General features: G+C 46.1%; 10 protein-coding genes and 2 pseudogenes. 9 read left to right on the forward strand and 3 right to left on the reverse strand.

Translation table 11 applies throughout. From position 1 onward, the window contains the following. Positions 1–241: 241 nt before the first annotated feature. Positions 242–1,030, reverse strand: a complete 789-nt coding sequence (locus J7545_RS03700; protein ID WP_318701369.1) for an SAM-dependent chlorinase/fluorinase — start codon at positions 1,028–1,030, stop codon at positions 242–244. 15 nt (positions 1,031–1,045) lie between these two features. Continuing rightward, positions 1,046–1,936, reverse strand: coding sequence for a tRNA pseudouridine(55) synthase TruB (truB, locus tag J7545_RS03705; protein ID WP_318701368.1), 891 nt, complete (start codon positions 1,934–1,936; stop codon positions 1,046–1,048). 158 nt (positions 1,937–2,094) lie between these two features. On the opposite strand from truB, the gene psb34 reads away from it, so the two are divergent. The 8 genes from psb34 (at position 2,095) to J7545_RS03745 (ending at position 9,078) form a co-directional block, all read left to right on the forward strand. After that, a complete protein-coding gene (gene psb34, locus J7545_RS03710) occupies positions 2,095–2,265 on the forward strand; it encodes a photosystem II assembly protein Psb34 (RefSeq protein ID WP_318701367.1) in 171 nt (56 codons plus the stop codon). Between the two features lie 118 nt (positions 2,266–2,383). After that, positions 2,384–3,418, forward strand: coding sequence for an ABC transporter ATP-binding protein (locus J7545_RS03715; RefSeq protein WP_318701366.1), 1,035 nt, complete (start codon positions 2,384–2,386; stop codon positions 3,416–3,418). A 43-nt stretch (positions 3,419–3,461) separates the two neighbouring features. Continuing rightward, entirely contained in the window at positions 3,462–4,346 is an 885-nt protein-coding gene (locus J7545_RS03720; protein WP_413039280.1) for an ABC transporter permease, read from the forward strand. Between the two features lie 22 nt (positions 4,347–4,368). Beyond that, positions 4,369–4,713, forward strand: a complete 345-nt coding sequence (locus J7545_RS03725; protein ID WP_318701364.1) for a hypothetical protein — start codon at positions 4,369–4,371, stop codon at positions 4,711–4,713. 269 nt (positions 4,714–4,982) lie between these two features. Then, positions 4,983–5,456 (forward strand): CAAD domain-containing protein, encoded by a 474-nt coding sequence (locus J7545_RS03730; RefSeq protein WP_318701363.1) that lies wholly within the window; start codon positions 4,983–4,985, stop codon positions 5,454–5,456. Positions 5,457–5,464: 8 nt separating this feature from the next. After that, on the forward strand, positions 5,465–5,707 hold the full coding sequence (locus J7545_RS03735; protein ID WP_318719150.1) for a hypothetical protein: 243 nt from the start codon (positions 5,465–5,467) through the stop codon (positions 5,705–5,707). Continuing rightward, positions 5,707–7,506, forward strand: coding sequence for a single-stranded-DNA-specific exonuclease RecJ (gene recJ, locus J7545_RS03740; protein WP_318719151.1), 1,800 nt, complete (start codon positions 5,707–5,709; stop codon positions 7,504–7,506). Before J7545_RS03735 ends, recJ begins: the two co-directional genes overlap by 1 nt. A 243-nt stretch (positions 7,507–7,749) precedes the next feature. Continuing rightward, the gene (locus J7545_RS03745; RefSeq protein WP_413038599.1) at positions 7,750–9,078 is read left to right on the forward strand and encodes a TldD/PmbA family protein; all 1,329 of its coding nucleotides are present in this window, start codon (positions 7,750–7,752) and stop codon (positions 9,076–9,078) included. A 281-nt stretch (positions 9,079–9,359) separates the two neighbouring features. Here J7545_RS03745 and J7545_RS23890 read toward each other — a convergent pair. Next, positions 9,360–10,147 (reverse strand): annotated as a pseudogene (locus tag J7545_RS23890) (IS5 family transposase). Positions 10,148–10,186: 39 nt separating this feature from the next. Here J7545_RS23890 and J7545_RS03755 point away from each other — a divergent pair. Then, a pseudogene (locus J7545_RS03755) lies at positions 10,187–10,470 on the forward strand (IS4 family transposase); the annotation flags it as partial.

The raw sequence follows: 10,470 nt of genomic DNA on the forward strand, positions 1-10,470 counted from the left end.
CTCGCCAGCTTTCCGTTGAGGTTTTCAGCAAAATACCACCGAAAAAGGTCGCTATAGCGACCTTTGAGCTGCCTTGTCACCCCTTGAGGGTTCTATCCCTTATACAGTCTACTCTTTAGCCTCCTTGTCATCCCTTAAGATGTAAGACAAGGGTTTTGGGCTATTAGATAGCGTTAGCTTGCTTCAGTGGTGTCGGTTCGAATCCCTCCTAGCCCGTCTAACTCAAATAAACCTCATCGGCTCATTCGGTGTAGATCAGTAATTGAACTGAATCGCCCCAAGTGAGCCTTAGTTCTTTTTCGGCATTACCGCAATTAACGGCAATTTCTACCCAGCCATGACTACCGATGAGGGCGATCGCCTGACCAACGGGTAGATCGCTATAGGTTTGAGCGCCGACAATAATTTCTTCATTCAAAATCACCGACCAAGGAACATGATTGACGGCTTCTCCAGGAATATTGGTAATTAGGTTACCAAAATGGTCAATAGATTGGATTGCGCCTCGAATATAATGTTTCTCTTGGGTATAGGAGGGAAGGGAAAGGTTAACTAGGGTATGGGGATCGATCGCCTCTCCCAACTGCTTGATCGGCACTCCATTGGCTAAATGAGCGCCTACAGGAGCAAAAATATCCCGGCCGTGGAAGGTCGTGCTAGGATTAGCTGATCGCCAATAGTCAGGATTGGTTAGTTCGACAGCTTTGATCAGGGGATATTGGCTGAGAATGCCGCTAAATATGCCATTATCTGGCCCGACTAAAAACCCTTGGGGAAGTTCTAGGGCGATCGCCCGGCGATCCCCTCCCACTCCCGGATCGACAACTGCGACATGCACCGTATCATCGGGAAAATAGGGATAAGCATTCATCAGCGCAAACCGAGCAGCCGCTAAATTTTGCCTAGGTAAGTCATGGGTGAGATCGATCGCAGCGATCTGGGGATTAATTTGGGCGATCGCTCCTTTCATGACCCCCACATAAGGATCTTGAAGACCAAAATCAGTTAATAAGGTCAGAATTCTGGGCACACCAATTTCCTTGATTTAAGAAAAAACAACTTTCGGATGTAAAACCCACTGTAAATCAGTTTGCTCAAGCTCTCCAATACCGAGAAACTCGCCAGTTTGGGAACTAACGCGCACTACTGTCCCGGATACAGTTTGATCACGGATGGACAATTGTTGGCCATGGAACCAGGAGCGCACTTGGGACGGGGAAAGAATGCACTCTGGAAGATGACTTAAGGCAACCTGACCCGAAATGGGGGTAAAGGTTTGCTGCTCTACTTGGGTTTCCAACTCCTCCAAAGTCATACTCTGGCTTAAACGAAATCCACTGCTTTGGGTGCGGGTTAACTGAGCTAACGTTGCCCCCGCGTTCACCCGATCGCCTAAGTCGCGGGCGATCGCCCGAATATAGGTTCCTGGGCCACAGGCGATCGCCAGATCCAACTCTGGAAAGTTCCCCGGCCGCCAATCAAGAACCTGAAGATCGTACACTTCCACTGTCCGTGCTGGCACTTGAACGACTTCCCCTTGTCTAGCCAATTTATACAAACGCTTTCCTCCCACCTGAATCGCGCTATAAATCGGAGGAATTTGTTCAATCTTGCCCTGAAATTCGCTTAAAACCAACTGAATCGACTCTAAACTCAGATCGGGAACCGGTTGACTCTCGATCGCCTCTCCTTCTAAATCATCCGTTTCTGTCCGCAGACCAAACTTAATTGTGGCCTGATACGCTTTATCTTGAGGTAAAAACTGCAACAGACGGGTTGCTTTCCCTACAGCAATAGGTAGAACCCCAACCGCCGCAGGATCTAGGGTTCCTCCATGGCCCACCCGCTTGGTGTGTAATAAGCGACGAACCCGTGCCACACAATCATGGGACGTGTAACCGGGGGGTTTATTGAGGTTGAGAAATCCAAACGTCATTTAGAAAATTATATAGCGTTTCTCTGTTCTATGTAGCAAATCTCTAGGGAGTCTGATCTAATCTTCCTACTCTCGAAGAAAAATTTTCTCTCGACCCTAGCCAAGTTTGTAAATAAATGTTAAGATAGTTATCATAAACAAGCGCAGGAGTTAATAAAATGCCATATACCACAGAAGAAGGTGGCCGTCTCAATAACTTTGCCCAAGAACCAAAAGTATATCAAGCAGAACCTCCAACCCAAGCTCAAAAAACCCAATATGTAATTATGGGGAGTATCGCCGCAGTATTGGTTGGACTTCTTATCTTTATTTCCTTTGCTGTTAGCTAGTGGACAGCAAGTGTCAAGTTTGGTAGTAGTGACTCTCTCTCCTTTCTCCCCTCTAGATAGTATTCTAGAGGGGTTATTCCTGTGACTTTTCCCTGGTCTATATACTCCCTTAAACCTCATGACTCCAGCGATTCTGATTCAAAATCTCAAAAAACGATATGGCAACATTGATGCGGTGAAAGATGTATCTCTAGACGTTCGGGCCGGAGAAATTTTCGGTTTGCTAGGGCCCAATGGAGCCGGAAAAACGACTACTCTGCGTTGTTTATGTACCCTCAGCACTCCGGATAGTGGAAAGCTAGAAGTAGCAGGAATTTCTGTTGTGGAGTATCCGAGAGCGACTCGACAATTGTTAGGTTATGTTGCTCAGGAAGTGGCTCTGGATAAGGTGTTAACGGGCCGGGAATTACTGAACCTGCAAGCTGCTCTGTATCATATTCCTGGGAAGGAAATTGGCGATCGCGTCCAACAGATGATTAACCGGTTGGGTATCCAAGAGTATGCCGATCAGAAAACAGGAACCTATTCAGGGGGGATTCGCAAACGCCTAGACTTGGCGGCTGGACTGTTGCACCAACCCAAGGTATTAGTGTTAGATGAACCGACGGTGGGCTTAGATATTGAAAGTCGAGTGGTGGTGTGGGACTTTCTGCGGGAATTGAGAGAGTCAGGAACCACAATTTTGATTACGAGCCACTATTTAGAAGAAGTAGACATTTTAGCCGATCGCGTCGCTATTATCGATCGAGGTAAAGTCATTGCTTGCGGAACACCTTCAGAACTGAAAACGCAAGTGGGAGGCGATCGCATCACCCTACGAATTCGCGAGTTTTGTCCCCCAGATGAAGCCGAACAAGCCAAAACCCTCTTGCAAGCCTTACCGAACGTTCAAGAGGTCATTATCAACAGCGCTCAAGGCAACTCCTTAAATCTGGTGGTCAATCCCGATCCGGCTGCCACTGAATCTACCGTATTGATTGAAGTGCAGCAATCCTTGAATCAAGCAGGATTACCCTTATTTAGTCTTGCCCAATCTCGACCCAGTTTAGATGATGTTTACCTGGCCGCTACAGGACAGACGCTCCTGGATGCCGAATTAGCGGCTGCCGGGACACGGGATTTGAAGAAAGAACAGAAACAAAATATGCGTTAATCTCGAATCAAAGAGCATTCCTAACTGTGGATTCTGAACCAAGATACCTATGACTGTCACATCCCCTCAATCCAATCTTGACCTGGATATCAGCACCCTGAAACAACGTTCTCAATTCTCGTTTGGCGAACTGGTGCAAGAAACCCTTGCTCTCACCAAACGCCTGTTTATCCAGCTCCAGCGCCGTCCAACCACCCTTGTTGCTGGAGTCATTCAGCCCCTGATGTGGTTAATCCTGTTTGGAGCGCTGTTTCAAAATGCCCCAGAAGGATTTTTAGGCGATCGCCTCAACTATGGGCAATTCCTCGGCGCAGGTGTAATCGTCTTTACCGCCTTTTCCGGGGCCCTCAATGCCGGACTCCCCGTCATGTTTGACCGCGAGTTTGGCTTTCTCAACCGTCTGTTAGTCGCTCCCTTAAGCTCTCGCTACTCCATTGTCCTGGCTAGCGCTATCTATATTGTCACCCTAGCCCTGATTCAAACCGCTGTCATCACGATCGCTGGGATTTTTCTGGGTGCAGGATTTCCCACCTTCTCAGGACTCGCGCTCATTACCCTGATTATTCTCTTATTGGTCTTAGGAGTAACCGGAGTCAGTTTAGGCTTCAGCTTTGCCCTTCCCGGCCATATTGAACTGATCGCTGTGATTTTCGTCGTTAACCTGCCCTTACTCTTTGCCAGTAGCGCCCTAGCTCCCCTCTCCTTTATGCCCTACTGGTTACAAATTGTTTCTAGCTTAAATCCGCTCAGTTATGCTATCGAGCCAATTCGCTATCTTTATACTCATTCCGATTGGGGATTCGGTAGTATGGTAATGGCTGCTCCCTGGGGTGACATTTCTCTGGGAGGGTGTTTACTGGTACTCTTGAGCGTTGATGCGATCGCCCTCCTCGGAATTCAACCCCTACTGCGTCGTCGTTTATCCTAATTCGCAATTTTCCGGAGGTTCCATGTCCATCAAACCTTTAAAGTACACCCTGTTTACCCTACTCACTGGCCTGAGCTTGGCTCTGTTTGCTCAAGCCAGTTCTGCCCAAACTATCCTCGATCCCCTAGGAGATATCCAAACCCAAGATGGGGGTTCTAGTGTATTCTCCAGCCAGGGAGGTAATGGCCAATTCTTTGACTTAATGCACAACCTCCAGCGGGGAAACCATTTGAGAGACCCCGAACAATTCAGCATCGACCAACAAGAAAATTTAGATGATGCTGCCGCTAAATTCCGCCAACAGCAACTCGAACGACTCAACAACTCGCCTGAGTCTACCGAAGCTGCTGAAGAAACCACCCCATAAACCCCATAATTTCTATACTTCTGTTTAAGAAGTGCTAGATTCTCTCCCAGGTGCGCTACCCTAAGCTAACGCACCTTTATTTTTCCCTATTGCCCATTGCCTATTGCCTGCTGCCCATTGCCCACTCGCTATGGCTTGCCTCTTGCCAACGATCGAACTCTGCTCTAGTCTCAAGGAGGTCTGAGCATTAGTGCAATAGGCTAATCTGGTTAGTGACCACTTAACGCTCCTCACCCAGACCCTTTAATCTGATTGAGATTGAGAACATTATGCAAAGTAAAGAACCTGAAAAAACCCCGACTCCAGCCTCAACTCCTAGCCCAGCTCCGGTATCAGCTCCTGTTCCCACTCCTAAAGCTGAGTTAGTCGAATCTCCTACCTCCTCTCCCGTTATGGCTTCTTCCTCCGGACAACAAACCGTCGATCAAGTACTGACTATTCTCTCTCGGTTAACGGACTATATCGGTGAGTTCTTTGTTACTTATCAAAAACCCTTAATCAACGTAGCTCTGGTGATAACGGCTTTGATCTCTGTTTACCTCACCTTAGCGATATTAGATGCGGTTAATCATATTCCCCTTCTGGGCTTTGCTCTTGCTCCCCTCTTTGAACTGGTGGGAATTGTTTATACCGCTTGGTTTGTTTGGCGCTATCTGCTCAAAGCTTCGACTCGCCAAGAACTCTACAAGGATATTTCTGGTTTAACCTCTCAGGTAACGGGGGGGCAAAAAGCCGATTCGTAAATCCGGGTTTGGATTGGATATGTCGCGATCGGGTGGTTGATGCCACCCGATATTTTTTTGGCGATCGCCAGCAACCGGTTTTCTATTCTCCGCAGCACCAACCTTACAGCTTGCCTGCTATAGCAGAGAAAGCGTCAGTTAGGACAGGGTTTAATACTGAAACCTATTCCCTATTCCCCATTCCCTATTCCCTAGCGCACAGCGCTATATATGATAGGCTAAATCCAGATAAATCTGGCCTAACTGTTTGATGGATAGTCAAAAATTTTCTCTCTCTGCGCCAATACCTCCCCAAAAAAGCTTAACTCGACGTTTAGGAACTCTGGCGCGACTTCCTCAGCAACGATGGCAGATTTTTGAGCCAGATCCAGAAATTGAATCCTTTGCCCAACAGGTGAATTTATCGCCGTTAATTGCCCAAGTCTTACACAATCGAGGGATTCAAACGCTCCCAGATGCCCAAGGATATCTGAATCCGGATCGGCTTCAATTGCCCCATCCCTTGGCGGAATTCCCAGATTTAGAAAACAGTGTGACTTTACTGAAAGGGGCGATCGCCCAAGGACAAAAAATTGCTATCTGTGGAGATTATGATGCCGATGGCATGACCAGTACCGCCCTATTATTACGCAGCTTAAAATATATGGGCGCTCAGGTCGATTATGCCATTCCCAGTCGCATGAGTGAGGGTTATGGAATTAATCGCCGGATTGTGGAAGACTTTCATCAAGAAGGAGTCAAGATTATCCTTACGGTAGACAATGGAATTGCTGCTTATGACCCCATTGTCAGGGCTGTAGAATTAGGCTTAACTGTGATTATTACCGATCACCATGAACTGCCGAGCCAATTACCGCCAGCCCGCGCTATTTTAAATCCGAAACTATTGCCAAATACTTCTCCTTACGCTTCAGTAGCCGGAGTTGGGGTAGCCTACATCTTAGCAATCACTTTAGCACAAGAGTTGGGACAAGCCAAAGCCCTTTATCCCCTCTGTTTAGAATTATTTACATTAGGCACGATCGCCGATCTCGCCCCCTTAACCGGGGTTAATCGTCGTTGGTTAAAGCGGGGACTTAGACGTTTACCCCATTCAGAACTGGCAGGAGTGCAAGCTTTAATTCAGGTTTCTGGAGTGAGCGATCGCCAGAAGTCCCTTAAACCAGAAGACATTGGGTTTCGTCTCGGGCCAAGGATTAATGCGATCGGTCGTTTATCCGATCCCCAAATTGTCATCGAACTATTAACCACAGATGAACCCGGACTTGCCTTAGAACAAGCGATGAAATGCGAGCAAATTAATCGCCGTCGCCAAGAGCTTTGCGAACAAATCACCCAAGAAGCCATTGATATCATTCAAACGGAAAAAATTCCACTCTATGATGACCGAGTATTGGTCTTAGTTCAACCCGGTTGGCATCATGGCGTAATTGGGATTGTCGCCTCTCGTTTAGTCGAGCGCTATGGTGTTCCCGTTTTTCTAGGAACCTATGAAGATGAGGATCGCATTCGGGGTTCGGCACGCGGAATTCCTGAATTTCATGTCTTTGAAGCGTTAGAATACTGTGACGCTCTGTTAGAGAAATATGGAGGACATAAAGCAGCGGGCGGATTTTCTTTACCGAGCCAAAATTTAGAACGGTTTAAAATTCAACTGAGCGATTTTTCCCATCAGTGTTTACAACCCCAATGGCTAAAACCCTTAATTCGGATTGACGGGTTAGCGAATTTTAGTCAATTGGATCTGGATTTATATGGGCAAATCGATCGCTTACATCCCTGTGGAATTGAAAATGATTTACCCATCTTCTGGACTCCAGATGTCCGCATTTTGGAGCAAAAAATTGTTGGCAAAGGACATATTAAGCTGACCTTGACCCAGGAAAAATCGAAACGGATTTTGAAGGCGATTGCCTGGCGTTGGCAAGATTATTTTCCTCTCCCCTCTCGATTGGATATCGCCTACAGCTTACGGGAAAATACGTGGAATGGAAATACAAGTCTAGAGCTAGAATTGGTAGGTACAAGACTACAAACCCATCCGGATTAAGGATATTTCTCGATCGCCAACCCCTGGAGGAAAAGGGCGATCGCGATCGGACTCCAGAGCCGATTGTAGCTTTTATAGACTCCATTTTTTGGTACAGTGAATCTACAGCCACAATCCTAGGGAGGGTGAGAACGGAGCGTGAACGATCGCACAGGGAATCAACAGTTAACCGATCGAGAGGATTGCAGTTCAAGGGGCGATCGCATCGCGGAAAGTTTACTTTCGGCATCTAGCTCCCCCTCCATTCTCGATCCGTCTGAAGCCTCTTGGGATGATTATGGTGAGCAGTTATTAGATTTAGCTGCCCGAAATGGTGCAGAAGCAGCAGAAGTCTTTTTATCCAAATCCCATTCAATTCCCATTCTCTTTGAAGCGAACCGCCTCAAAAGTGTCCTCACTCACCACAGTGAAGGGGTTGCTCTACGCTTATGGAAAAAAGGTAAACCGGGATTAGCTGTATCCCATGGTTCAATTGCACCAGAACAATTAGTTGAAAAGGCGATCGCCCTTTCCGAACTGCAAGAGCGATCGAAATATGTGGAGTTAACCTCTGGATGTAAACAGGTTTATCCCGATCTGGGGACTTGGGTAGAGAGCAAGCAACTCTTAGACTGGGGAGAAGACGCGATCGCCCGCTTGCGAGAAAACTACGGTGATATCCTGTGTAGTGCGGAACTCGATACTGAAGCGGAAAGCACCCGCCTGCTCAACTCTCAAGGTCTCGATTGTAGTTATACGGATACCACCCTCAGTGGTTATCTCACGGTGGAATGGGTACGTAGTGATGATTTTTGCAGCATTAGTGATGGACAGGTGCAACGGGATACCCTCAATTTAGAAGCCATAGTTTCTAGAATCCAAGACCACATCAAAGCCTGTGAACGCAATGTTGCCGCCCCACAGAGGCGCGTCCCCATTCTGTTTACAGCCAAAGCAGCAGATTTACTCTGGGAAACTCTTAGCGCTGCTCTGAATGGTAAGCAAGTCTTTGAAGGATCGTCCCCTTGGGTCGAAAAACTGGGAGAACAGGCGATTTCATCCCAGCTTACCCTCTCCCAAGACCCTCAGATGGGGCCCTATAGCTGTCCGTTTGATGATGAAGGAGAGCCAACCCAGCCCCTGATCTTTGTTGAAAATGGGGTGGTGAAACATTTCTTGTGCGATCGCACCACAGGTCGCCAGTTGCGAACCGGAACCACTGGCAATGGGTTTCGACCGAGCTTAGGCAGTTATCCCACCCCCTCTCTGTATAATCTGATTGTTTCCTCTGGTGAAAAACAGACTCTACAAGACTTAATTGCTTCCCTACCAGATGCTCTAATTGTGGATCAAATTTTAGGCACAGGAGGAGGAATTTCCGGAGACTTTTCGATTAATGTAGATTTGGGTTATCGAGTTCGGAATGGAGAAATTGTAGGTCGAGTGAAGGACACCATGGTAGCGGGAAATATCTATCACTGTCTGCGAAATGTAATAGAGTTGGGCGGCGATCGCGAATGGAATGGCTCTTGTTATACCCCATCTATCATTGTTGAAGGCTTATCCATTACCAGCAAACTAGACAATCCTTAAATAGAATCAGGATTTCAGCATATCCGGAACTCATATTATAGAAGTCGTGGTGTCGGCAGAGCAGTCAGCATCTCAGCATTACTTATGACATCAATTCAGTTCCTTGCAAACTTTTATGGAGACTTTTGTAAAAATTTGATGAAGAGATCGAGTGAATTTAATGAAGATTCCATGAAGATAGGTTCTTAATCTTAATATTTCCCACGAGAGCAACATAAATGTTGATTGTACAAAGAAACGGAACATCTAAGGAGTCTTAGAGACCGTTTATAAAACAAAAATTAAGAAGATTGGGCCAGACGCGCTAATCTTCTGAGCATCAAGCGGCACATAGCTGTATAGATCATCGCCTCACTTATTTCTGGTAATTGCTCCTGGTCTACAATTAAACGTCGATTTTGCACCAGCCAAGCAAATGTTCGTTCTACAACCCAACGCCGTGGCAACACTTCAAACTGCTTCTTTTTCTTCTCGATCACTTCTACTCTAGCTTGACTGACCAGAGCGATCATTTGGGCAAATTTTTTCCCTGAATATCCTTGATCGACCCAAATTACTTGAAGCTTAGAGATTTTCTCTTGTCCTTCACTGACTAAAACCACTCCTCCTTTTCTTTCTGAGAAATTCGCTTCAGTCACTAAAACTTCAATTAATAATCCTTAAGAATCTACGAGAATGTGACGTTTGCGACCTTTGATTTTCTTTCCCTCATCAAATCCGTATACTTCACCCTTTTTTGAGTTGTTTTCACCGACTGTGAATCAATCGAGCCTGCTCTTAGCTCGGCATTTCTTTCGGAATCTACTCTTACTTTCTCTCTCAAAACTTTATTAATTTTTTCCCAAACCCCTTTTCTCTGCCATTTACGAAAGTAACTTGATACTGTCTGCCAAGGAGGTAAATCGTTAGGGATTGCACGCCATTGGCATCCTTCATGGAGCAGATAAAATATGGCGTTTAGGATTTCTCGTAAATTCACATTCGGTTTAGGACCGCGACGCTTGGGTTTAGGTAATAAGGCAGAAGTGTTGAATGTTAGCTTAATGCCGAAAAAAAGAGGATAAAATATGGTATTCTATCCTCAAATATTCAAATAATATTCTCGCCTATGCTAGCTTCCTTTACCAATCTTGTCCAACCCATTCTCAAGTCATTGTCTGCTCATGACTACCCGGTTCTCAACTCTCGCCTCTTCTTTGAAATCTGGTTTAACTTCATACTCGATCAGAGTTTGACCCGTATGAGAGACTTGTTCTACCGATTGAATCATACGGGAATCAAGGTGGACATATCCACCTTTTCTAAAGCCTGTAAATCGAGAGAAGACCACAAATTCTATCGAATCTATAATCAATTACTTAATCAGTTAAAAAAGAAAAATAAAGTCGAAGC

Source organism: Roseofilum sp. SBFL (genome assembly GCF_017746885.1).
Taxonomy (GTDB): domain Bacteria; phylum Cyanobacteriota; class Cyanobacteriia; order Cyanobacteriales; family Desertifilaceae; genus Roseofilum.

Coding starts and splice junctions, on each gene's coding strand:
- J7545_RS03725 (WP_318701364.1), top strand. CDS start 4,369: ATGTCCATCAAACCTTTAAAGTACACCCTGTTTACCCTACTCACTGGC.
- psb34 (WP_318701367.1), top strand. CDS start 2,095: ATGCCATATACCACAGAAGAAGGTGGCCGTCTCAATAACTTTGCCCAA.
- J7545_RS03730 (WP_318701363.1), top strand. CDS start 4,983: ATGCAAAGTAAAGAACCTGAAAAAACCCCGACTCCAGCCTCAACTCCT.
- truB (WP_318701368.1), bottom strand. CDS start 1,936: ATGACGTTTGGATTTCTCAACCTCAATAAACCCCCCGGTTACACGTCC.
- recJ (WP_318719151.1), top strand. CDS start 5,707: ATGGATAGTCAAAAATTTTCTCTCTCTGCGCCAATACCTCCCCAAAAA.
- J7545_RS03715 (WP_318701366.1), top strand. CDS start 2,384: ATGACTCCAGCGATTCTGATTCAAAATCTCAAAAAACGATATGGCAAC.